Genomic DNA, 22609 nt, shown 5'->3' on the forward strand with positions numbered 1-22609 from the left:
TCTCCCCGCAAGCGGGGCGAGGGGAAGAAACAGAGCTACGTTGCCGGAGCGAGCTTGTCCTGCGTCTTGGTCTCGAAATCGCTGGCGTCGTGGCGCTCGTGGAGCTGGCTGGCCGGATCGCCGGACACCCGGTTGACCATGCGGCCGCGCTTGACGGCTGGGCGCTTGGCGATCTCATCGGTCCAGCGCTGCACGTTCTTGTAGTCCTGCACCGACAAGAATTCGCCGGCACCATAGACCAGCCCCTTGGCGAGTGCGCCGTACCACGGCCACACGGCCATGTCGGCGATGGTGTACTCCTTGCCCGCCAGATATTCGTTGTCCGCGAGACGCCGGTCGAGCACGTCGAGCTGACGCTTGACCTCCATCGCGAAGCGATCGATGGCGTATTCGATCTTGAACGGCGCATAGGCGTAGAAATGGCCGAAGCCGCCGCCGAGATAGGGCGCGCTGCCCATCTGCCAGAACAGCCAGGACATCGCCCCGGTGCGGGCCTTGATCTCCTTGGGCAGAAAGGCACCGAACTTCTCGGCGAGGTAAAACAGGATCGATCCGGACTCGAAGATCCTGACAGGCTCGGGGCCGGAGCGGTCCATCAGCGCCGGGATTTTCGAGTTCGGGTTGATGTCGACAAAGCCGCTGCCGAACTGGTCGCCATTGCCGATCTTGATCAGCCAGGCATCGTACTCGGCACCCTTGTGACCGAGCGCCAGCAGTTCTTCCAGCATCACCGTGACTTTCACCCCGTTCGGCGTCGCCAGCGAATAGAGCTGGAGGGGATGCTTGCCGACCGGCAGCTCCTTGTCGTGGGTCGCGCCGGCGATCGGCCGGTTGATGCTGGCGAACTGACCGCCATTCTCCTTGTTCCAGGTCCAGACTCTTGGCGGCACGTAGGCGGGGGCGTCAGGCATGCGATGGGCTCCGGCAGAAAGATGCGCCTGCATTAATTAGCCCGCAAACAGCCGATGGCAAGCCCTGCCCGCTCTGCGTCCGGCGCGGGCCTCAGGCCGGCGTCATGCATTCGAGCTAACCCGTCACCACTCTACGGGCTGACGGTCTGGCCGCGCTTGGCGACATCTGTGGATGCTCTCACGACTTATTTTGTGGCGCGGAATGGACGCCCGCGACGACGCCTGCGCGCAAGAAGCTCCCTCAAATCCGGCGTGGCATCACTGGCAGCGAAGGGTTAGCGTCGAACGGCCCTCACAAGACCAAGCAAGAAGAGCAACCCCAGGGCCGCCGGGAGAGGATCATGAAATCGCCGATCTGCGACATGCTGGGCATCGAGTTCCCGCTGCTCGCCTTCAGCCATTGCCGCGACGTCGTTGCAGCCGTGAGCCGCGCCGGCGGCTTCGGCGTGCTCGGCGCCACCGTGCATACGCCGGATACGCTCGAACGCGAGCTGAAATGGATCGACGATCACGTCGACGGCAAGCCCTACGGCATCGACGTGCTGATCCCCGAAAATATCTCGACGTCAGGCGAGAAGGACGTCACCTGGAAGAGCCTGGAAGCGCGCGTGCCGCAGGAGCATCGCACCTACACGCGCGACCTCCTGAAGAAGTACGACATTGAGCTCACTGCCACCGAAGTGGCCGACAATCAGCCGCAGCCGTTCGACGCCAAGACCGCGCTGGAGCTGCTCGACGTCTCCTTCAATCATCCGATCCGGCTGATCGCCAATGCGCTCGGCGTGCCGCCGAAAGCGATGATGGAGATGGGCAAGAAGCACAACGTGCCGGTGGCCGCGCTCGTCGGCGCCAAGGAGCACGCGCTGCGCCAGGTCGCCGCCGGCGTCGACATCCTCGTGGTGCAAGGCACCGAGGCCGGCGGCCATTGCGGCGAGGTGTCGACCCTGGTTCTGGTGCCGGAGGTGATCAAGGCGGTCAAAAAGATCCGCGACGTGCCGGTGCTGGCGGCCGGCGGCATCATGACGGGGCGGCAGATGGCGGCCTGCATGGCCATGGGCGCAGCCGGCGCCTGGACCGGCTCGGTGTGGCTGGCCACCGTCGAGTCCGAGACCTCTGAGATCTTCCGCGAGAAGATGATCGCGGCCTCTTCGCGCGATGCGGTCCGCTCGAAGGGGCGCACCGGCAAGCCGGCGCGGCAGCTTCGCTCGGTCTGGACCGATGCCTGGGACCGCGCGCCGGAAAGCCCGGGCGCGCTACCGATGCCGCTGCAGAGCATCATCAGCCGCGACGCCTTCAACTCGATCGATCGGGCGGCCGCGAGCGGCAACGCCAAGGCGCGCGATCTCGTCAGCTATTTCGTCGGCCAGGGCGTCGGCCTGATCGACAGCGTGAAATCAGCCGGCGCCGTGGTGCAGGAATTCAAGGAAGAGTTTGCCGAAGCCGTCGAGCACATGAATGCGCTGGTGGCGGAGTAGCAACCACATCGTCATTGCGAGCGAAGCGAAGCAATCCAGACCGCCTCAGCGGAAAGATTCCTGGATTGCTTCGTCGCTTCGCTCCTCGCAATGACGAAAATAATCCAACATCGCGAAACGAGATTATGACTGATAAGACCACTTCCCCCGAAAACCGCATTCCCGTCATCGTCGGCATCGGCGAGATCGTCGACCGCCCCAAGGAGATCACCGAAGGCCTTGAGCCGCTCGACCTGCTCGAGCGGGCCTTGCGACGCGCGGAAGCCGATGCCGGTGCAAAGCTGCTCGGCGAGGTGCAGTCGCTCGACGTCGTCAACTTCCTGAGCTGGCGTTATCGCGATCCGGAAAAGCTCTTGGCGCAACGCCTCGGGATCCAACCTGCGCATTGCTATTACGGCCCGGTCGGCGGTGAGACTCCGATCCGCTACATCCACGAGGCCGCAAAGCGCATCGCGCGCGGCGAATGCGCCGTCGCGGCGGTCTGCGGCGCGGAGGCGCAATCGACCGCGACCGAAGCCGATCGTGCCGGCGTCAAGCTGCCATGGACGCCGTTTGCCCACGACGCCCCCGAGCCAAAGCGTGGCGCCGCATTCCAGAAGCCTCTCGCCGTGAAGCTCGGCGTATTCAGGCCCGTCACGGTCTATCCATTTTATGAAGCCGCCTCCTCCGCGCATTGGGGCCAAACGCCGCGCGAGGCGATGACGGAATCAGGAATGCTGTGGTCGCGTTATTCGGAGGCCGCCGCGCAAAATCCCAATGCCTGGCTGAAGCGCCGCTATGCGCCGGACGAGATCACGACACCGACCGCGGACAACCGTCTCATCGCCTGGCCGTACAACAAACTCATGGTCGCCAACCCAAGCGTCAACATGGGCGGTGCGCTGCTGCTGACCAGCCTTGCCAAGGCGCGTGCGGCCGGGATTCCCGAAGACAAACTGGTCTATCCGCTCGGCGGCGCCTCAGCCGAGGAGCCGCCCGATTATCTGCTGCGCGACCAGTTTTACGAGAGCCATCCGCAGAATGCCGTGCTGACGGCCGCAATGGATCTCGCCGGCGGCGACGGGAGAACGTTCGGCGCGATCGAGCTCTATAGCTGCTTCCCCTGCGTGCCGAAGATGGCGCGGCGGACGCTGGGCCTTTCCGCCGACGTGCAGCCCACCGTGACCGGCGGGCTCACCTTTTTCGGTGCGCCGCTCAACACTTACATGACGCATGCCGCCTGCGCGATGGTGCGGCGTGTGCGCGAGGGCGACAAGCTCGGCCTGCTCTATGGTCAGGGCGGCTTCGTCACCAAGCATCACGCGCTGGTGGTGGCGAAGGCGCCGCCGCGCGAGGCGCTGGCGCAGGAGACCAGCGTACAAGGCGAGGCCGACCGCAACAAGCGCGCTGTGCCGGAGTTCGTCACGGAGGCGAGCGGAAAAGGCAAGGTCGAGAGCTTTACGGTGCTCTATGGCCGTGGCGGCGAGGCCGAGCACGGTGTGGTGATGCTGCGCACAGAGGATGATCGGCGCACACTGGCGCGGATTCCGGCGAGCGATCATGCGACGCTGAGGCACTTATTGAGCATGGATCGTACGCCGGTAGGTTCACTCGGCGAGATCCGGATGGCCGCGGATGGCGTGCCGGAGTGGCGCGTGGCGTGATTTCGTAGGGTGGGTTAGCCGAAGGCGTAACCCACCTCTGTTGCGTCCACGGAGACACCAATAGTGGGTTACGCTTCGCTAAACCACCCTACGAAGCTACGACACCTGCGCTAGCTCTTCGGCGGCTGCTTCTCGGACGCGGTGGCCGGTTTCCCGCCGGCGCCGACGACGCGAACCGCATCGCCGTCGGACAGGCCGTCCGGCGGCGCGGTGATGACACGGTCGTCGGGCGCGATGCCCGAGGCAAGCTCGATCTCGCGGCCGAGGTCGCGGGCGATGGTCACCGGCTTGAACAGCACCTTGTCGTCGGTGCCCACCGTCGCGACGCGCAGGCCGCTGCCGTTGAAGATCAACGCGCTGGCGGGAATGCTCAACGGCGCGGAGTCGCGCTGCAGGCCGAGCTTCACGCTGGCATAGCCGCCGGGCATCAGCTCGCCGCTGGAATTGTCGAGGCCAAGCTGCATACGCGTGGTGCCTGACGCGACGTCCACGGCCTGCGAGGACGCTTCCACGGTCGCCTGGAAATTCCGGTTGGGATACTCCGGCAGCGCGATCGTGGCCTTGGCGCCGATCTTGATCGCCGGTACGTAGTTCTGGGGCACGTTGACGTAGACGCGCAGCTTGGTGATGTCGGAGACCACGAACATCGCCGGCCCCGCGCCGCCGCCGGCATTAATCAGCGCACCGACGTCGGTATCGCGCGCCGTGACTACGCCGTCGAACGGCGCGGTGATCTTCTTGTAGCCGGCGAGCGCCTCGAGCCGCTCGACGTTGGCCTTTCCGGAATTAACCGCCGCATTCTTGTTGGAGAGATCCGCGGTGCGCTCGTCGATCTCCTGCGCGGAGACGAAGTTGGAGGCGACCAGCGTCTTGCGCCGGTTCAGGGTTGCCTCCGATAACCTGGCGCTGGCCTGCTGGCTGGCGAGGTCGGCGCGTGCTTGCAAGAGCTGCTGGTCGAGGTCGGGCGCCTCGATCTCGGCGATCACCTGACCTGCCTTGACCCGGGCGCCGATGTCCGCGCTCCAGCTTTTGAGATAGCCGGAGACACGTGCGAAGATCGGAGCGCGATAATAGGCCTCGAGCCGGCCCGGCAGATCGATCGTGGAATTGAGCGCCTTGGCGTTCGGCAGGGTCACCGCAACGCTGGGAACGGCTTGGTCGTCGGTCCACTCCTTCAGCTTGGAGCCCTGATCCTCGCGCGCACGGATGCCGGTGCCAACCACGAGACCAGCCACGATCAGCGCCACAACGCTGAAAATACCCAGTTTCCGGCGCGATACCGGGGAGCGGGGTTCAGTGGGTGACATGCGCAGTCTCCAATGAGGCGGCGGCTTTGGCGCCTTGTTTCTTGTGTACCATGCTGAACACCACGGGAACAAACATCAGCGTGGCGAAAGTCGCAAAGATCAGGCCGCCGATCACGGCGCGGCCAAGTGGCGCGTTCTGCTCGCCGCCCTCACCCAGCCCCAGCGCCATCGGCGCCATGCCGATGATCATGGCAAGCGCAGTCATCAGCACCGGCCGGAACCGGACGAAGCCGGCTTCGAGCGCCGCGGCGATGGGATCGCCGAGCTCCTGATAGCGCTCGCGGGCGAAGGAGATCACAAGCACGCTGTTGGCGGTCGCAACGCCCATGCACATGATGGCGCCGGTGAGCGCCGGCACCGACAGCGTGGTCTGGGTCGTGAACAGCATCCAGACGATGCCGGCGAGCGCGGCCGGCAATGCGGTGATGATCACGAACGGATCGGACCAGGACTGGAAGTTCACGACGATCAGGAAGTAGATCAGCACGACGGCGCCGAGCAGGCCGAACAACAGGCCGGTGAAGGCGCTGTTCATGGTCTGCACCTGGCCGAGCAGCACCACGGACGAGCCCTTCGGCACCTCCTTGGCGGTGTCGGCGATCACTTGGCGGATGTCGTTGGACACCGCGCCGAGATCGCGCCCCGAGGTCGTGGCAAAGATCTGCACCATCGACTGGATGTCGTATTGCGACACCACCGCGCTCGACACCGAACGCTTGATGTCGGCGATACCGCCGAGGATCGGCGACTGCGAATTCCCGGCTGCGGTGATCGGCAGCGTCTGCAGCGCGCTGAGCGAATCAATCTGGTATTGCGGCGTCTGCATCACGATGGAATAGGACACGCCGTTGTCGGGGTTGAGATAGTAGGTCGGTGCGACCTGCGAAGAGCCGGCGAGATTGACCACGAGGCTGTTGGTGACGTCCCGTTCGGTCAGGCCGACATATTGCGCGCGGGTCCGGTCGACATCGATGTTGAAGGTCGGACCGTTCGGAGACTGCTGGATGCGCGCATCGGCAACGCCGGGAATCCTGCGGATCTTGGCCAGCAGATTGTTGGCATAAGCGAAATTGGCGCCGAGATTGGCGCCGCGGATCTGCAGGTCGATCGGCGCCGGCGCGCCGAAATTCAGGATCTGGCTGACGATGTCGGCCGGCAGGAACGCGAAGCTGACGCCCGGAAACAGCCGCGGCAGCTGCTCGCGCAGCACCTTCACATGCTCCTCGGTCGGCTTGTGGCCCTCCCTGAGCTTGATCTGGATGTCGCCGTCCTGCGGACCGATCACGCCGGTGTTGTTATAGGTCATGTTGATGCCGGAGATCGGCATGCCGATGTTGTCGGTCATGGTCTCGATCTCGCCCGGGATCAGCTTGCGGACCGCCTTCTGCACGTCGGCGAGCTGGTTGGCGGTCTCCTCGACGCGGGTGCCGACCTGAGTGCGGACGTGCATCAGGATGTTGCCGGCATCGACGGCGGGGAAGAAGTTGCGCCCCAGGAACGGCACCAGCGCGAAGGACGCGCCGACCACGCAGAGGAAGCCGGCGACGAATACCATCCGGTGCGCCATCGCGAGCCCCAGCAAATCGTGGTATCCGCCACGAATGCGTTCGAATCGCCTCTCGAAACCGCGCTGGAACCAGACCAGCGGATTGCGCGACTTCGGCGGCTCGCCCTCGTGATGCACGTGCGGGTGTAGCAGGTAATTCGCCATGGTCGGCACCAGTGTGCGCGACAGGATGAATGACCACATCATCGCGAACATCACCGCTTCGGCCATCGGCACGAAGAGGAATCGCGCGACGCCGGTGAGAAAGAACATCGGCACGAACACGATGCAGATACAGAGCAACGAGACGAAGGCGGGCGTCACGATCTGGTTGGCGCCGTCGAGGATCGACTGCTCGACCGGCTTGCCCTGCTCGAGATGATAATTGATGTTCTCGATGGTCACCGTGGCGTCGTCGACGAGGATGCCGACGGCGAGCGCCAACCCGCCGAGCGTCATGATGTTGAGCGTCTCGCCGATCGCCGACAGCATGACGATGGCACCTAGCACCGACAGCGGGATCGAGACCGCGATGATGATCGTCGAGCGCCAGCTGCCGAGGAACAACAGGATCATGACGCTGGTGAGCAGCGCGGCGATCACGCCTTCGAAGGCAACACCCTCGATCGCGCCGCGAACGAACACCGACTGGTCGCCGATGAAGCCGATCTTCAAGGCATCCGGCAGCTGATCCTTGACGTCGATCACCTTCTGCTTGATGCCGGCGATGATGTCGAGCGTCGAGGTCGCGCCCGCCTTCAGCACCATCATCAGCACCGAGCGGTTGCCGTCGACATGGACGATGTTGGTCTGCGGCGGATTGCCGTCGCGCACGGTTGCGACGTCGCGGACATAGACCATGGCGCCGTTGACGGTCCTGATCGGCAGGTTGCCGAGCTCGTCGATCTTCAGCGGCGAGTTGTTCAGCTGGATGTTGTACTCGAAGGTCCCGATTTTCTGGGTGCCGACCGGCGTGATCAGGTTTTGCGCGGCCAGCGCATTGGCGACGTCCTGGCCGGACAGGCCTCGGGCCTGCAGCGCGGTCGGATCGAGGTCGATCTGGATCTGGCGCTGCTTGCCGCCGAAGGGATACGGGATCGCGGCGCCCGGCACGGTCACCAGCGGCGTGCGCAGTTGGTTGATGCCGATGTCGGCGAGGTTTTGCTCGGTCAGGCCATCGCCCGACAGCGCGACCTGGATGATCGGCACGGTCGAGGCGGAGTAGTTCAGGATCAGGGGTGGCGTCGCGCCCGGCGGCATCTGCTTGATCAGCGTCTGCGAGATCGCCGTGACCTGCGCGTTGGCGGTGCGGATGTCGACATTGGGCTGGAAGAAGATCTTGATGATGCCAAAGCCGTTATAGGAATTGGCGGTGATGTGCTCGATGTCATTGACCGTCGTCGTCAGCGCGCGCTGGAACGGCGTGGTGATGCGGCCTGACATCTGGTCGGGCGGCAGGCCGGTATACTGCCAGACCACGCCGATCACGGGGATGCGAATGTCCGGAAAGATGTCGGTCGGCGTCCGCAGCGCCGCCAGCGGTCCGATGATCAGCAGCAGAAGCGCGAGCACGACGAACGTGTAGGGCCGGCTCAGGGCGATACGGACCAGAGCAATCATGCGCCAGGCAAATCCAGGTCAAACGAGAATTCGGAATCCGCCCCCACGGCGATCCCCATTCCCCTTTACCCGAGCACCGCCGGAAACGCTAACCTCCGGCGGCTTTCCTGCATTCACTTCCCTGCTACCGCACTGCGAAAACGTCATCGCAGCCATGCGACCGCCTATTTCAGGCGGCGCGCACCACGTTCAGGAACTTTCCGACTTCAAGCTTGAGCCGATTGGAGTCACGCGACAGCATCTGCGCCGCCGACAGCACTTGCGACGAAGACGCGCCGGTCTCGGCGGCGCCGCGCTCGACCTCGCCCACATTGGATGAGGCCTGCTGCGCCCCCTTTGCCGCCTGCTGCACGTTTCGTGCGATCTCCTGCGTCGCCGCGCCCTGCTGCTCCACGGCCGCAGCAATGGCCGCAGCGATCTCGGACAGCCGGGAGATGGTGTCGCCGATGTCGCGGATCGCCGTGACGGATTCCCGGGTGGCCGACTGGATGCCAGTGATCTGCTGGCCGATCTCGCCGGTCGCCTTCGCGGTCTGCTCGGCAAGAGCCTTGACCTCGGAGGCCACCACGGCGAAGCCGCGGCCGGCCTCGCCCGCCCTCGCCGCCTCGATCGTGGCGTTGAGAGCCAGCAGATTGGTCTGCCCCGCGATCTCATCGATCAGTTCTACGACGTCGCCAATCTTGGCGGCCACCTTCGACAACTCGCCGATCTGTCCACTTGTCAGTCGTACCTGGTCGACCGCTTCGTTGGCCATCCGCGCCGAATCCTGCACCCGGCGGCCGATCTCGTTGACGGAGGACGACAGTTGCTCGGTCGCCGACGCAACGGACTGGACGTTCGCAGAAGCCTCCTGCGAACCATCGGCAACGGTGACAGCAAGCTGCTGTGCCCGTGCGGCCGTCACGTTCATTGCGCCGGCGGAGGCCTCCAACTCGGTCGAAGCCGAACTTACGGCATCGACGATCTCGCCGACGGCCGCCTCGAACTGACTGGCAAGCCTATGCATGTCGGCGCGGCGTTGTTCCGCCGCGACCTGATCCTGCCTGATCTTGGCGGCCGCAGCCTCGTGCGCCTTCTCCTCGGCCTTGACCTTGAACACCTCGACCGCATGGGCCATGTCACCCACTTCGTCCTTGCGGCCAAGCCCGGGAAGAACCACCGCAAAATTTCCGCTCGCCAGTTCGCCCATCGCCCCCGTCAGCGCCGAGAGCGGACGCACGATCCGCGAAACCGCGACCCAGAAGCTCAGCACTGCGAGGCCGAGGCTTGCGAACAGGATCGCAGCACTAACGGCCAGATTCGAGGCGCTTGCCTTCTCCTGTTCGGCAGCCTCCGCGTCCGCGGCTGCGCCGATCGCATCCGCCAGCCCCAGGATGGAATTGATCGCTGTCGTCGCGCGGCTCATATAGTCGCGGCCACCGATCTTGTAGTCCCCACTCGCAGCGGTCGCGAGAACGTCGGAGCGCAGCGCACCATAGGTTTGAAAGTAATCTTCGTTCACGGCCTTGATGGCGGATGCGATTTTCGACGCAACGTCGGAGCGATCGGCGATCGGAGCAACCGTTCCCCAGGCAAGCTCGACGTGGCCCCGGAAGGTCGCGATCCGACCAATGCCGTCCGCGGCAAGCTTGGTGCGCGAACTGATCAAGCCTCCGAGCAGCGCACGCTCGCGACCGGCATTCTCAGCCATTTCTGCGGTCAGGTGGCGAAGGCCGACGAGGCGCGCCATGGCCGCCGAGGGCGAACTGGTCAGCGTCTCCAACGTGAGGCGCAATCTGTTGGCGGAGACCTCGATCAACTCGGTGATGGAGGGGACCACGGCCTTGACCACCTCGGGATCCCGCTCCGGCCCGGGCTTCGCAAGAGCCGCATCGATCTTGCGACGCAGGCGCTCGAAATCCTGAAGCGCCCGCTCCGCCTCAGCGATGCGCTGTTCAGCGACCTTCATCGCCGCCACGCCGCGCAAACCTTGCACGGCATCCCGAAACGCCTGATCTGAAGTCGCGCGCACGCGATCGATTTCCGTGCGTCGATCACCGGAAATCACCTCGGGAGAATTCAGCGCCGCATTGGTCATGCCGCGCTCCTGGGCCCATTGCCCGGCGCTTCGCAACAACGACTGCGAAATGCCGTTAAGGCCGACAAAGACCTCGGCTTCGTGCCGGTCGTGGTAGGCGCGAACGGCCGTGTAGCCGGTCGCCGCCACCCCCATCAAGGCAAGTGCCGAAATGATGACCGGTAGTACCCTGCCTATTCTGAGATGCACCGCTGGCTTCCTTCTCTCGGAGCGCCGCTTCCTCCAAACGGAAGGGTCGACCCTGGGAAGAAATAGCTGACACCGGCAACGCGACGTTGTCTCACGTCAAAGTACGGTCGCCCGGCTTAGGGCGTCCCTTCATATGCTTATCAAATCGTTGCCCGCCGATGACGCCAAAGTCGCAATCCGCCTGCTTACGTTTCCGCTCAGGCGGCGCGACGGAGTTCAGGAACTTGCCGACCTCGAGCTTGAGGCGGTTGCTGTCACGCGACAACATCTGCGCCGGGACCGGCACAACGAATCGAGCGGCGCCTTCTGCGCCGCTCGTCGGTTGATCGGCCTGTCGTGTGAAGTGCTAGGCCACGCGGACGTTGGTCAGAAACTTGCTGACTTCGTTCTTGAGCCGGGCGCTGTCGGTCGACAGCATTTGCGCCGCCGACAGCACCTGCGAGGAGGCCGTTCCGGTCTCGGTCGCGCCGTGTTGTACGTCGGTGATGTTGGACGAGACCTGCTGCGTACCCTGCGCCGCCTGCTGCACGTTGCGGGCGATCTCCTGGGTCGCGGCGCCCTGCTCTTCCACCGCGGCGGCAATCGCCGACGAGATCTCAGAGAGGCGCTCGATGGTTGAGGAGATTTCCTTGATAGCGCCGACGGAGTCGTTGGTCGCCACTTGAATGCCGGAAATCTGCTGGCCGATTTCGCCGGTTGCCTTCGCGGTCTGCTCGGCGAGCGCCTTCACTTCGGAGGCGACCACCGCGAAGCCGCGGCCGGCCTCTCCGGCGCGGGCCGCCTCGATGGTGGCGTTCAACGCCAGCAGATTGGTCTGGCCCGCGATGGTGTTGATGAGCTCGACGACGTCGCCGATGCGGGCAGCCGCCTTGGACAATTCGCTGACACGCTCGGTGGTAGCGCGTGCCTGGCCGACCGCGTCGCTCGCCATCCGCGCCGATTCCTGGACCTGACGGCTGATCTCGCCGACCGACGAAGCCATCTCCTCGGTCGCCGAAGCCACCGACTGCACGTTGCCCGACGCCTGATCGGACGCGGCGGCAACCACCTTGGTGAGTTGTTGCGCCCGCTCGGCGGTCGAGCTGAGCGTTCCGGCCGAGCTCTCCAGCGCACCGGATGCCGCCGACACCGTCTCGACGATGCCGCCGACCTGCGCTTCAAAGCTGTCGGCCAGCTCGTTCATGGTCCGCTTGCGCTCACGATCGGCTGCAGCCTGGTCCTGGGCGCGCTGCTCGATGCTGCGCTTGATGTCGCCCTGCATCGAGCTCAGCGACGTCGCGAGCCGACCGACTTCATCGGCCTGATCGATCTCGAGCTGCTGATTGAAATCGCCCTTGGCGATGCCGTCGGCGAAATTGGCGCAATCCTGGATCGGCCGCGCGATCTTGCGCGCGGCGAACGAGATCAGGAAGATCGCCGCCAGCACGATCACGAGGCCGACGCCGAGCTGCCAGAACGTGCTCGACGTCGCGCGGGCGCTCAGCGAAGCATCCAGCTGGCGCGCGGACGCCAGCACGACGTCGCGCGGGATCGAGATCACGACCGACCAGGCATTCTCGGTGAACCCGAAGCGGATAGGCGCATAGATGTCGATATTGGCGAACTTGGGATCGTCCTGCACCGTGCTCTTGCCGGCCTTGATGATGGCGAGACTCTCGCTCCAGCGCGCGTCGGCTTCCAGCGCGTTCTTGCCGATCACGTCCTGGTTGGCGCTGTTGGCGACGATCAGACCGGTATCGTTGAGGATCGCGACCTTGCCCTTGCCCTCGAACAGCGAGCCGTTGATCTTCACGGCGAGCTTCTGGACGAAGTCGAGATTGTAGTCGGCGCCGGCAACGCCGCGGAACTTGCCGCCGATCACGACCGGAACCGACATGGTGGCCAGGAAGACGGCCTTACCCTGAACGATGTAAGGCAGCGGACCGAGGATATTCTCCTTACCCGTCGTGTTCGGATTGATGTACCAGGCCCCCTTCACGAGACCGTTGGAATGCCGCTCGCTGCTGTCGTACTCGACCAGCGGCTGGACCGCGATATCGCCGTTGGCATTGCGGGTCCAGTACGGCAGGAAGCGGCCGGTATTGTCCGATCCAACCTCCTTGCGTCCCTTGAACGACACGTCGTCGTCATCCAGCGCACCGGGCTCCCAGGCCGAGTAGGTGCCGTTGAAGGCAGGATTGAGCTCGAGCACGTGGCGGAGCAGCGCGTTGAATTGGGCCCGCCGCGCCGCAATGGGAGTGCCTGTCTTCTCGTCTGCCAACGTCGCGAAGGCATGCGCCGTGGTCCGCGCCGCGTCGAACCCGACCTCCAGCTCGGCCTTGATGGCGTTCGCTTCCGTGGAGGCCCGGTTCATCAGGCTCTCCTTGGTCTGCTGGTCGACCAGTTGCATGACCTCGCGGGTCACGTACTGGTTCATGCTCTGTGTCGAGAACAGGCCGTAGCCGATCAGAACGACACAGGTGACCGCGAGGCAGAGTCCGGCGATCAGAGCGATCTTCAATTGGATGGAGCGAATGGCAGAAAACGAAAGCAGCTTCACGATTGAGTCTCCGAAACATTGCGATCAGTTAGGATTCGCAGGGTTCGGAACCCGTAAAGATTTGGAACCGTAGGACCCACGTGAAAAATATGTCCGCATGCCCGGACGCTTGCCCAAAAAGCAAAGGGCGGCGCCGATGGCGCCGCCCTTTGCGTAAATGGATACCGGAAGGTGCGGCCTTATGCGGCGCGCACGTTGGTCAGGAACTTGCTGACTTCGGTCTTGAGCCGGCTCGAGTCATTCGACAGCATCTGCGCCGCCGACAGTACTTGCGAGGAGGCCGTGCCGGTCTCGGTCGCACCGCGCTGCACGTCGGTGATGTTGGAGGAGACCTGCTGGGTGCCTTGCGCGGCCTGCTGCACGTTGCGGGCGATTTCCTGGGTGGCTGCGCCCTGCTCCTCGACTGCCGCAGCGATCGCCGACGAGATTTCCGACAGACGCTCGATCGTCGAGGAGATCTCCTTGATCGCGCCAACCGAGTCATTTGTCGCCGCCTGGATGCCGGAGATCTGCTGGCCAATCTCGCCGGTCGCCTTCGCGGTCTGCTCGGCGAGCGCCTTCACTTCGGAGGCGACCACCGCAAAGCCGCGGCCGGCTTCGCCGGCGCGGGCCGCCTCGATGGTGGCATTCAGCGCCAACAGGTTGGTCTGGCCGGCAATGGTATTGATCAGCTCGACGACATCGCCGATGCGCGAAGCTGCCTTGGACAATTCGCTGACGCGATCGGTGGTCGCGCGCGCCTGGCCGACGGCGTCACCAGCCATCCGCGCCGATTCCTGCACCTGACGGCTGATCTCGCCAACCGACGAAGCCATTTCCTCGGTGGCCGAAGCCACCGACTGCACGTTGGTCGAGGCTTCCTCCGAAGCACCGGCAACCGTGGTCGCCAGCCTCTGCGAGCGATCGGCAGTCGACGTCAGCGTCGAGGCCGAGGCTTCGAGCTGGGTGGAAGCCGACGACACGGTCTGGACGATCTCGCCAATCATCGTTTCGAACTCGCGAGTAATGTTGTCGACGCGGTGGCCGCGCTCGATCTTGGCTTCGGCATCCGCGGCCGCGGCCTCATCGGCGGCTTTCTTGGCGATCAGCGCCTCCTTGAATATCTGGAGCACGTCGGCCATGGCGCCGATCTCGGTCTTCTCGCCGCGATGCGGGACCTCGGCGGAAAGGTCACCCTTACCCAGCGCCTGCATCGGCTCGATGATGGAGTTGATGCCGCTGGAAACGTCGTGAACCAGATAGAAGCCGACGCCGATGCCGACGATGACGGCGGCGCCGAGGATGATCGAGACCAACATGAAGGCATAGTAGTAGCTGTCGGCGGCGTCCTTGGCTGCCTGGTCGCCTCCTCTGGTGTTGAGCTCGATGTCTTTCGCCAGGACCTCGTCGGATCTCAGACCGATCTTGTTGACCGTCTTGGTATTCAGCTCATGGGATCCGTGCGGGACCTTGCCCGCCTCCATGCGCGACAATTCCATGACGTCTTCGGCACCCTTCTGATACTCGGCCCACAATTTCGACCACTCCTCATAGAGCGCCCTCTCTTCGGGCGAGGTGATCATCGTCTCGTAGGTCTTTCGGCTCTTGGCCAAGGCCTCCGTCACCGTTGCCGCGGTTTTCTCTGCCGCGAGCTTGTCATCCAGCGTCTCGGACAGCATGTGCTCGCGAACGACGTTGCGATAGGTGATGACCGCGGCCCGAAGCTCGCCCAGCACCCGCACGCTCGGCATCCAGCTCGTGGTGATGTCGGTGGTGTTGGCATTCATCGACCGCATCTTCATAACGGCGAGCAGGCCCATGCCGGCCATGGCAACCAGCAGGAACGCCACGACACTGATGATCTTGGCGCGGATGGAGATCTTGGCGAACATAATCGGGTCTCGTTGTGCTGGCGCGGCTCGCGTCCGGGAGTTTACGAATCAACCAAAGGGAGCAGCACCGACGTCAGGCATCTGGGCAGACGTCGACTACGACTCCGTACGAGTACGGAGCCCGAAAGAGATGAACAGGCAGCTAAGAATGCCCTGCGCTCAGCGCATGAGCCTAAGCGCGTCCGTGAAAAACTCCGCCCCGCCGAAATTTCCGGACTTCAGCGCGAGCAACATCTCTCCTGCGGCTGCGCCGACCGCGCGTAACACCGGCACGCCCGCCGCGATTTCCACCCCCACGAGAAAGCCGGGAATCCTCAATCGGTCGACCACGGCGCCGGACGTCTCGCCTCCCGCAACGATCAGGCGCCGGACGCCCGCCTGCACCAGGCCTTCGGCGATGTCGGCCATGGCCTGCTCGATCGCATGACCGGCTGCGTCGCGGCCGTGGCGCGCCTGAAGTGCTGAGACCTGATCCGGCGTCGCACTCGAGGCGATCAGAACCGGACCTTCGGCCAGCCGCGGTCTGGCCCAGGCGAGCGCGCGCTGGGCCTCGCTTGCGCCTGCGACAATTTGCGCAGAATCGAGGCGCAACACCGGCATGACACGTTCAGCGTTCGCGATCTGCGCAAGCGTGGCCTGCGAGCAGCTTCCGGCAAGGCATGCCGCCGGGCCGCCGACTGCGGCACTCGCCTCTGCCGCCGCCGCGGCCGATCGCACTTTTCCGGTCGATACCAGCGCCCGCGCCAGCCCCAAGCCGATGCCGGAAGCACCGACCGATAATCCATATCCGGCAGCAACGAGGCCGATGGTCTCGAGATCGCGGTCGAACACGGCGTCGATGATCGCAGCGCCAATGCCCTTGCCCGCGAGCTCGGCCAGGCGCGCCCGTACGGCGTCCGCGCCGCGCGTGACCGTTGCGAGATCGACGAGGCCGATGGGCGTCCCGCTCTGGCGCGCCAGCACCCGCACCAGGTTGGAATCGTGCATCGGGTTGAGCGGATGATCCTTGAGCGGGCTCTCGTTCAGCGGCACGGCGCCGACGAACAGATTGCCCTGGTAGACGGTGCGGCCGGTCTCCGGGAAAGCCGGCGTCACCAGAACGACAGCCTCGCCGCCATCGGCGCGCAACGCGTCCATCACCGGCCCGATATTGCCGGCATCTGTGGAATCGAAGGTCGAGCAGATCTTGAACAGCACGTGGCCCGCGCCGCGCCCGCGCAGCCATTTCTCGGCCGCCCGCGAGCGCGACACCGCAAGACCCGCCTCGATCGAACGGCTCTTCAGGGACACCACGACGGCATCGACCTCGGGCAGCGCGAGATCGTCAGCGGGCACGCCGATGGTCTGCACCGTGCGCAGGCCCGCGCGCGTCAGCGTATTGGCGAGATCGGAGGCGCCGGTATAGTCGTCGGCGATGCAGCCAAGAGAAATTTTCGCTGCGAGACTCACGGCTTCACTCCAGCATAGGGCTTGAACCAGGCGAGCCCATCATTGGTCTTGCCGCGCGGATTATATTCGCAGCCGACGAAGCCGGCATAGCCGAGACGGTCGAGCTCCTCGAACAGGAACGGATAGTTCAGCTCCTCGCCGTCGGGCTCGTTGCGCGAGGGGATGCTGGCGATCTGGATGTGGCCGATGATCGGCATCATCTCGCGCAGCCGCATGGTGACGTCGCCATGGATGATCTGGCAGTGATAGATGTCGAACTGCAGCTTCAGGTTCGGAAGGCGCAACTCCTGGATCAGGTCGCGTGCGAAACCGAAATCGTTGAGGAAGTAGCCGGGCACGTTGCGCGCGTTGATCGGCTCGAGCACGATATCGATGCCGTGCGGCGCGAAGAATTCCGCAGCCCAGGCCACCGATTTATAGAACGCCTCGATTGCGACACGCTCGCCGCGGTTGGCGATGCCGGCCATCAAATGCAGGCGCTTGACGCCGGTGGCTTTGGCATAAGGCAGTGCCGTCTCCAGGCTCGCCTTGAGATCATTGAAGCGCGCAGGCAGCGCCGCAAAACCCCTCTCGCCGGCGTTCCAGTCGCCGGGCGGCAGGTTGAACAGCGCCTGGGTCAGACCGTTGCGCTTGAGCCGCTCGCCGACCGCTTCGACCGGATGCTCATAGGGAAAGAGAAACTCGACGGCGCTGAATCCGGCCTTCGCGGCCGCATCGAAGCGATCGAGGAACGGCACCTCGGTGAACATCATCGAGAGATTGGCGGCAAAACGGGGCATTGGAAATCCTCTTTTACTTGTCGCCGGGAAGCTTGACGCCGGTGACCTGCGCATACATGCGCGCCACCGACGCATCGTCGTCTCGGCCCATGCCGGCCGCCGATGTCATCAGGAACATCTGGAGGGCTGCGGCGGAAACCGGCACCGGGAATTTCGCCGTGCGTGCCATGTCCTGGATGATGCCGAGGTCCTTGACGAAGATGTCGACCGCACTGCGGGGCGTGTAGTCGCCGTCGAGCACGTGCGGCATGCGGTTCTCGAACATCCAGGAATTGCCGGCGGAGGCCGTGATCACCTCGTAGACCTTGCGGATATCGAGACCCTGCTTGGCCGCGAACGCCATCGCTTCGCTGGCGGCAGCGATGTGCACGCCGGCCAACAGCTGGTTGATCATCTTGAAGGCGGCACCCTGCCCCGCAGCATCGCCGAGCTCATAGAGCTTTGCCGCCATCGCATCGAGCGCCGGGCGCGCCTTGGCGAAGGCAGCCGGGCTGCCCGAAGCGAGGATCGTCAGCTCGCCCTGCGCCGCGCGCTGCGCACCGCCGGAGATCGGCGCATCCAGGTAATGCCGGCCGGTCGCCTCCAGCTGCTTGGCGAGGCGCCGGGCCACGTCGGGATCCATGGTCGCGGAGGAGATGAAGACGCCATCCTTCGGCAGGGTCTCGGCGACGCCGTCCTTGCCGAACAGGATCGCTTCGGTCTGCACGGCATTCACGACGACGCTGACGACGATGTCGGCCGCCTTGGCCGCCTCGGCCGGCGTCGCGGCGCCAGCGCCGCCGTCCTTCACGAAACGCGCGACAGCATCGGCCGAAACGTCGCAGCCGGTAACGGCGTGGCCGGCCCGCTTTAGCGATGTCGCCATGCCATATCCCATCGAGCCAAGCCCGATGACGGCGATGTGCTGGTTTTGCGAGATGGAGGCAGACATGCAACTAACCCTTGCGTACGTTTCCTGGACGGCCGGCCTTCGCGGCGGCTCGCGAACCCGAATAACACGGCTTGGCCGCGGTGCCAAAGCGTGAGACAAGCGGACATGACGGCCATGAGAACTGAAACGAGCAACGAGACAAGGCTGCGTGAGGATATCTGCCGGTTCGGACGGTCCCTGTTCGAGCGCGGGCTGACGCCCGGGTCCTCCGGCAATATCAGCGTCAGGCTGGATGGCGGCGGCTGGCTGGTGACGCCGACCAACGCCTCGCTCGGTTTCCTCGACCCCGCAAAGCTGTCACGGCTGGACAATCAGAGCCGGCTGGTTTCGGGCGACGCCCCGACCAAGGAAGTTCCGCTGCACACCGCACTTTACGATACGCGCGGAAATGCGCGGGCGATCGTGCATCTGCATTCCACCCATTCGGTCGCGCTCTCGATGCTGCCCGAGATCGACCCGCGCGCCGCGCTGCCGCCGATGACGGCCTATTATCTGATGAAGTGCGGCGCCACCGCGCTCGTGCCCTATTATCGCCCCGGCGATCCCGCAGTCGCAGACGCAATCAAGGGGCTCGCCGGAAAATATTCATCCGTGCTGCTCGCCAATCACGGCCCGGTGGTCGCTGGCGACACGCTCGAAGCCGCGGTGTTCGCGACGGAGGAGCTGGAGGAGACGGCGAAGCTGTATCTCCTGCTGCGCGGGTTGAACCCGCGGTATCTGTCACCGGAACAGGTGAACGATCTGGTGAAGGTGTTCGGGGTGACGTTGCCGGAGCATGGGCACGGGCATTAGGTACCGTGGTGTCATGAACGCACCAGCGCCGCCTCACCCACCGCTGTCATTCCCCGCGAAAGCGCGGAATCCAGTACGCCGCAGCTTATCCGTACCGCTCTGACGTCTCTGGAATACTGGATCGCCCGATCAAGGTCGGGCGATGAAACCGAGTGCGTCGGCGAAGCTTGCTCCACTCGTTGCGCCTACAATCCCAGATACGCCTTCCGCACGTCCGGATTGCCCCTGATCTCCGCCGCCGGGCCCTGCATCAGCACGCGGCCGGTTTGCAGGATGTAGGCGCGGTCGGCGATCTCGAGGCACTCGGCCATGCGCTGCTCCACGATCAGCACGGTCATGCCGGAATCCCGGATCAGCTTCACCGCCTGAAAGATCTCGTCGACCAGCTTCGGCATGATGCCCTGCGAGGGCTCGTCCAGCATCAACAGCCGCGGGCGCGTCATCAGCGCGCGGCCGATCGCGAGCATCTGCTGCTCGCCGCCGGAGAGCGTCTCGGCGCGCTGCTCGAGGCGTTCCGACAGGCGCGGAAACAGCTTGAAGACGAGATCGAGCGGCGCCTCGCGATCGGCCTCGCCGCGGTAGAGATAGCTGCCGAGGCGAAGATTGTCGCGCACCGACAGGCGCGGAAACAGGCGGCGGTTCTCCGGCACATAGGCGATGCCGGCGGCCGTGATGTGGTGCTGCGCCATGCCGTTGAGCCGCTTGCCGTCGAAGGTCACGGTGCCCGAGCGCGGGCGCTCGGCACCGGCGATCGATTTGAGCAGCGTCGACTTGCCGGCGCCGTTGGCACCGGCGACACAGACGATCTCGCCCTTGGTAACCTCGATACTGACCGCCGAGATCGCGACCAGGCCCTGATAGGCCGTCGTGACTTCATGCACCGACAGCATGACGATCTCCCAAATATGCCTTGATCACCTTGGGATCGCGGACGACGTCGGCGGGCTTGCCCTCGACCAGAACCTTGCCGAGGTCGAGCACGATGGCGCGGTCGACCAGCGGCATCACGATCTCCATGACATGCTCGACCATCAGCACGGTGATGCCGGCATCGCGCACCTTGCGCACCAGCGCGACACCGGTCTGCGCCTCGGTCGGCGTGAGGCCGGTGAGGACTTCGTCGAGCAGCAACAATTTTGGCTCGGTCGCAAGCGCGCGGGCGACTTCAAGGCGGCGCTTCTCGGCCGGCACCAGGTCGCTTGCGAGCACGTCGGCACGCGCGGCTAGCCCGGTGAACTCCAGCACCTCATGCGCCTTGCGGCGGGCCACCCGCATCACGGTGTTGCGCACCAGCGCACCGACGATGACGTTGTCGATGACCGTCATGGTCTCGAAGCTCTTGACGACCTGGAAGGTGCGCCCTACGCCGCGCTGGCAGCGCTCGGCTGCGGGCATCGCCGTCACATCCTCACCGTCGAACCAGATCGAGCCCTGCGTCGGCGGCAGCACGCCGGCGATGAGATTGAACAGCGTCGACTTACCGGCGCCATTCGGACCGATCAGGCCGACGATCTCGCCACGGCCGACCGAAATCGAGACGTCGCTGTTGGCAACGAGGCCGCCAAAGCGTTGCCACACGCCGCGGGTTTCAAGAAGCGCGGTCATCGCGTCGCTCCTTTTGCTTTTGAACGGGAGAACAGGCTCACCAGCCCCTGCGGCAAAGCCAGCGAGATCGCTACGATCAACGCGCCATAAACGATGAGATCGACACCGCGGCCTGAACCTCCGATATAGGAGCGCGTCAGCTCCGTCATCGGAATCAAGATGGCCGCCCCTAACACGGGACCCCAGAGGGTGCCGATACCGCCGAGCACGGCCGGGAGCGCCATCAGCAGCGAGAACTGGAAGCCCATCACGCTCTCAGGATCGATATAGGCGAGGAACTGCGCATAGAACGCACCGCCGACGGCGACGAGGAAAGCGGAGACTGCGGCCGCGCCCATCTTGGAGTTGAACACGACGACGCCAAGGCTCTCGGCCGCTTCCGGATTGTCCTTCACCGCGCGCCACCAAAAGCCCCATTTGGAGTCCTCCAGCCACCAGGTGACGAACCAGGCGAGGCAGCACAGCGCCAGCGCGAAATAGAAATACGGCAGCTTGCTGCGCATGAACTGGAATTTCAGCCAGCTGTCGCCGCGCACCGGAATGGTGATCCCCATCGCAGCTCCCGCCCATTCCCAGTTCTGGAACAGCAGCAGGCCGATCTCGGCGATGACGATGGTGGCAATCACGAAGTAATGGCCGCGCAGGCGGAAGAAGGGATAGCCGAGCCCCATCGCGATGACAGCCGCGATCATGCCTCCCGCAAGCATGCCGAACCAGGGTAGCACGCCGAACTTCGTGAACAGGAGCTCAGTGGTGTAGGCGCCGATGCCGAAATAGAGAGCGTGGCCCAGTGAGATCTGCCCGCAATAGCCGGAGAGGATGTTCCAGCTCTGCGACAGCGCCGCATACATCAAGGTCAGGACCAGGATGTTCTGGATATAGACGTTCTTGACGAACAGCGGCGCGAGCGCGGCCAGCGCGGCCAGCACCGCGGCAATGACGAGATCGCGGCGACGCCGCGCGGCATAATTCTTGTCCATCACATCGACCCGAACAGGCCACGCGGCCGAATGAAGACAACGAGCAGGTAGACCGCATAGATGCCGACCGACTTCAGTGAGGGCGGCAGTATCAGGGCAGTCATCGCTTCAACCAGCCCGACGATGATGCCGCCGGCAAAAGCGCCGAACACACTGCCAAAGCCGCCGAGCGCCACCGTGACATAGGCAATCAGCGCAAAGGACGCGCCAACGTCGGGATAAATGTAGAAAAACACCGCCATGATCGCACCGGCGAGACCGACAAGCGCAGCGCCAAGGCCCCAACCGAACGCGAACACGCGATTCTTGTCGATACCGACGAGCGCGACCGCACCGGGATCTTCACGCGTGGCTTCCAGCGCACGGCCGAAATCGGTGCGGTGGATGAAGAAGTAGAGGCCGGCAAAGGCCGCGATCGAGACCAGCGCGCCGACCAGCTGCGGCTCCGGCAGGAAAATACCTGCAACGGAGACGGTTTTGCCGCCGAGCCATGATTGCGGAATGCTGCGATAGTCCGGCGTGAAGAACAGCTGGGCCAGTCCGCGCATCACGATGGCCAGGCCGAAGGTAGTGAAGATCTGCACCATGCCGGCATTGGCCTTGGCCCGCATGGCGAAGCGTACAATCAACAGGTAGACCACCGCTCCGAACACGAACATCGCCGCCGCGACCAGCGGCGCCGAGAGCAAGGGATCGATGGCGAAGAACGTGAACAGGAAGAAGGACGCGTACATCGCGATCATCAGGAACTCGCCATGGGCGAAGTTCGTGACGTCCATCAGGCCGAAGATCAGCGCGAGGCCCACGGCGATCAGTCCGTAGAGCAGGCCCATCAAGAGGCCGCTCGCGAGACTTTGGACAATTGTTTCGACTGTCAGCAACTTGTCCCCCCAGA

At 64.5% G+C, this 22609-nt stretch carries 17 protein-coding genes; 3 read left to right on the top strand and 14 right to left on the bottom strand.

Annotated elements, in window-relative coordinates; all coding sequences use genetic code 11:
- Positions 1-35: 35 nt before the first annotated feature.
- Complete coding sequence (gene yghU, locus ACWAT4_RS28390; RefSeq protein ID WP_449728631.1) at positions 36-911, bottom strand: glutathione-dependent disulfide-bond oxidoreductase; 876 nt, start codon at positions 909-911, stop codon at positions 36-38.
- A 341-nt stretch (positions 912-1252) separates the two neighbouring features.
- Between yghU and ACWAT4_RS28395 the strand changes: the two genes are divergently transcribed.
- Positions 1253-2386 (top strand): nitronate monooxygenase, encoded by a 1134-nt coding sequence (locus tag ACWAT4_RS28395; RefSeq protein WP_449728632.1) that lies wholly within the window; start codon positions 1253-1255, stop codon positions 2384-2386.
- A 125-nt stretch (positions 2387-2511) separates the two neighbouring features.
- Positions 2512-4029 (top strand): acetyl-CoA acetyltransferase, encoded by a 1518-nt coding sequence (locus tag ACWAT4_RS28400; RefSeq protein ID WP_449728633.1) that lies wholly within the window; start codon positions 2512-2514, stop codon positions 4027-4029.
- A gap of 110 nt (positions 4030-4139) precedes the next feature.
- On the opposite strand, the gene ACWAT4_RS28405 is transcribed toward ACWAT4_RS28400, so the two are convergent.
- From ACWAT4_RS28405 to ltnD, 9 genes are all read right to left on the bottom strand, one after another.
- Entirely contained in the window at positions 4140-5336 is a 1197-nt protein-coding gene (locus ACWAT4_RS28405) for an efflux RND transporter periplasmic adaptor subunit (RefSeq protein WP_212446378.1), read from the bottom strand.
- Positions 5323-8502, bottom strand: coding sequence for an efflux RND transporter permease subunit (locus tag ACWAT4_RS28410; RefSeq protein WP_449728634.1), 3180 nt, complete (start codon positions 8500-8502; stop codon positions 5323-5325). The genes ACWAT4_RS28405 and ACWAT4_RS28410 overlap by 14 nt, the downstream gene beginning before the upstream one ends.
- 169 nt (positions 8503-8671) lie before the next feature.
- The gene (locus ACWAT4_RS28415; protein WP_449728635.1) at positions 8672-10768 is read right to left on the bottom strand and encodes a methyl-accepting chemotaxis protein; all 2097 of its coding nucleotides are present in this window, start codon (positions 10766-10768) and stop codon (positions 8672-8674) included.
- Between the two features lie 91 nt (positions 10769-10859).
- Positions 10860-11036 carry a hypothetical protein gene (locus ACWAT4_RS28420; protein ID WP_449728636.1) on the bottom strand — a complete coding sequence of 59 codons (177 nt, stop codon included), beginning with the start codon at positions 11034-11036 and terminating at the stop codon, positions 10860-10862.
- Between the two features lie 78 nt (positions 11037-11114).
- Positions 11115-13307: a methyl-accepting chemotaxis protein gene (locus ACWAT4_RS28425; protein ID WP_449728637.1), complete on the bottom strand. Its 2193-nt coding sequence runs from the start codon at positions 13305-13307 to the stop codon at positions 11115-11117.
- A 179-nt stretch (positions 13308-13486) separates the two neighbouring features.
- Positions 13487-15178, bottom strand: coding sequence for a methyl-accepting chemotaxis protein (locus tag ACWAT4_RS28430; protein WP_449728638.1), 1692 nt, complete (start codon positions 15176-15178; stop codon positions 13487-13489).
- Between the two features lie 159 nt (positions 15179-15337).
- Positions 15338-16627, bottom strand: a complete 1290-nt coding sequence (otnK, locus tag ACWAT4_RS28435) for a 3-oxo-tetronate kinase (protein ID WP_449728639.1) — start codon at positions 16625-16627, stop codon at positions 15338-15340.
- Positions 16624-17406 carry a 2-oxo-tetronate isomerase gene (gene otnI / locus ACWAT4_RS28440; protein WP_449728640.1) on the bottom strand — a complete coding sequence of 261 codons (783 nt, stop codon included), beginning with the start codon at positions 17404-17406 and terminating at the stop codon, positions 16624-16626. Before otnI ends, otnK begins: the two co-directional genes overlap by 4 nt.
- Before the next feature lie 13 nt (positions 17407-17419).
- Positions 17420-18337: an L-threonate dehydrogenase gene (gene ltnD / locus ACWAT4_RS28445; RefSeq protein ID WP_212298004.1), complete on the bottom strand. Its 918-nt coding sequence runs from the start codon at positions 18335-18337 to the stop codon at positions 17420-17422.
- 105 nt (positions 18338-18442) lie between these two features.
- Between ltnD and otnC the strand changes: the two genes are divergently transcribed.
- Entirely contained in the window at positions 18443-19129 is a 687-nt protein-coding gene (otnC, locus tag ACWAT4_RS28450; RefSeq protein WP_212424971.1) for a 3-oxo-tetronate 4-phosphate decarboxylase, read from the top strand.
- 185 nt (positions 19130-19314) lie between these two features.
- Here otnC and ACWAT4_RS28455 read toward each other — a convergent pair whose 3' ends face one another.
- Genes ACWAT4_RS28455 through ACWAT4_RS28470 form a run of 4 tightly spaced genes read right to left on the bottom strand, consistent with a single transcriptional unit; the run spans position 19315 to position 22547 of the window.
- Positions 19315-20019 (bottom strand): ABC transporter ATP-binding protein, encoded by a 705-nt coding sequence (locus ACWAT4_RS28455; RefSeq protein WP_212298002.1) that lies wholly within the window; start codon positions 20017-20019, stop codon positions 19315-19317.
- Positions 20003-20734, bottom strand: coding sequence for an ABC transporter ATP-binding protein (locus ACWAT4_RS28460; protein WP_212298001.1), 732 nt, complete (start codon positions 20732-20734; stop codon positions 20003-20005). The genes ACWAT4_RS28455 and ACWAT4_RS28460 overlap by 17 nt, the downstream gene beginning before the upstream one ends.
- On the bottom strand, positions 20731-21714 hold the full coding sequence (locus ACWAT4_RS28465; protein ID WP_212298000.1) for a branched-chain amino acid ABC transporter permease: 984 nt from the start codon (positions 21712-21714) through the stop codon (positions 20731-20733). Before ACWAT4_RS28465 ends, ACWAT4_RS28460 begins: the two co-directional genes overlap by 4 nt.
- On the bottom strand, positions 21714-22547 hold the full coding sequence (locus ACWAT4_RS28470) for a branched-chain amino acid ABC transporter permease (protein WP_449731274.1): 834 nt from the start codon (positions 22545-22547) through the stop codon (positions 21714-21716). Before ACWAT4_RS28470 ends, ACWAT4_RS28465 begins: the two co-directional genes overlap by 1 nt.
- Between the last annotated feature and the right edge of the window lie 62 nt (positions 22548-22609).

The sequence above is a fragment of the Bradyrhizobium sp. T-1 genome (assembly GCF_053592855.1).

Bases quoted from the DNA above. Each gene is read 5' to 3' on its own strand.
- yghU (WP_449728631.1), bottom strand. From the start codon at position 911: ATGCCTGACGCCCCCGCCTACGTGCCGCCAAGAGTCTGGACCTGGAAC.
- ACWAT4_RS28395 (WP_449728632.1), top strand. From the start codon at position 1,253: ATGAAATCGCCGATCTGCGACATGCTGGGCATCGAGTTCCCGCTGCTC.
- ACWAT4_RS28400 (WP_449728633.1), top strand. From the start codon at position 2,512: ATGACTGATAAGACCACTTCCCCCGAAAACCGCATTCCCGTCATCGTC.
- ACWAT4_RS28405 (WP_212446378.1), bottom strand. From the start codon at position 5,336: ATGTCACCCACTGAACCCCGCTCCCCGGTATCGCGCCGGAAACTGGGT.
- ACWAT4_RS28410 (WP_449728634.1), bottom strand. From the start codon at position 8,502: ATGATTGCTCTGGTCCGTATCGCCCTGAGCCGGCCCTACACGTTCGTC.
- ACWAT4_RS28420 (WP_449728636.1), bottom strand. From the start codon at position 11,036: ATGTTGTCGCGTGACAGCAACCGCCTCAAGCTCGAGGTCGGCAAGTTC.
- ACWAT4_RS28430 (WP_449728638.1), bottom strand. From the start codon at position 15,178: ATGTTCGCCAAGATCTCCATCCGCGCCAAGATCATCAGTGTCGTGGCG.
- otnI (WP_449728640.1), bottom strand. From the start codon at position 17,406: ATGCCCCGTTTTGCCGCCAATCTCTCGATGATGTTCACCGAGGTGCCG.
- ltnD (WP_212298004.1), bottom strand. From the start codon at position 18,337: ATGTCTGCCTCCATCTCGCAAAACCAGCACATCGCCGTCATCGGGCTT.
- otnC (WP_212424971.1), top strand. From the start codon at position 18,443: ATGACGGCCATGAGAACTGAAACGAGCAACGAGACAAGGCTGCGTGAG.
- ACWAT4_RS28455 (WP_212298002.1), bottom strand. From the start codon at position 20,019: ATGCTGTCGGTGCATGAAGTCACGACGGCCTATCAGGGCCTGGTCGCG.
- ACWAT4_RS28460 (WP_212298001.1), bottom strand. From the start codon at position 20,734: ATGACCGCGCTTCTTGAAACCCGCGGCGTGTGGCAACGCTTTGGCGGC.
- ACWAT4_RS28465 (WP_212298000.1), bottom strand. From the start codon at position 21,714: ATGGACAAGAATTATGCCGCGCGGCGTCGCCGCGATCTCGTCATTGCC.
- ACWAT4_RS28470 (WP_449731274.1), bottom strand. From the start codon at position 22,547: ATGGGCCTGCTCTACGGACTGATCGCCGTGGGCCTCGCGCTGATCTTC.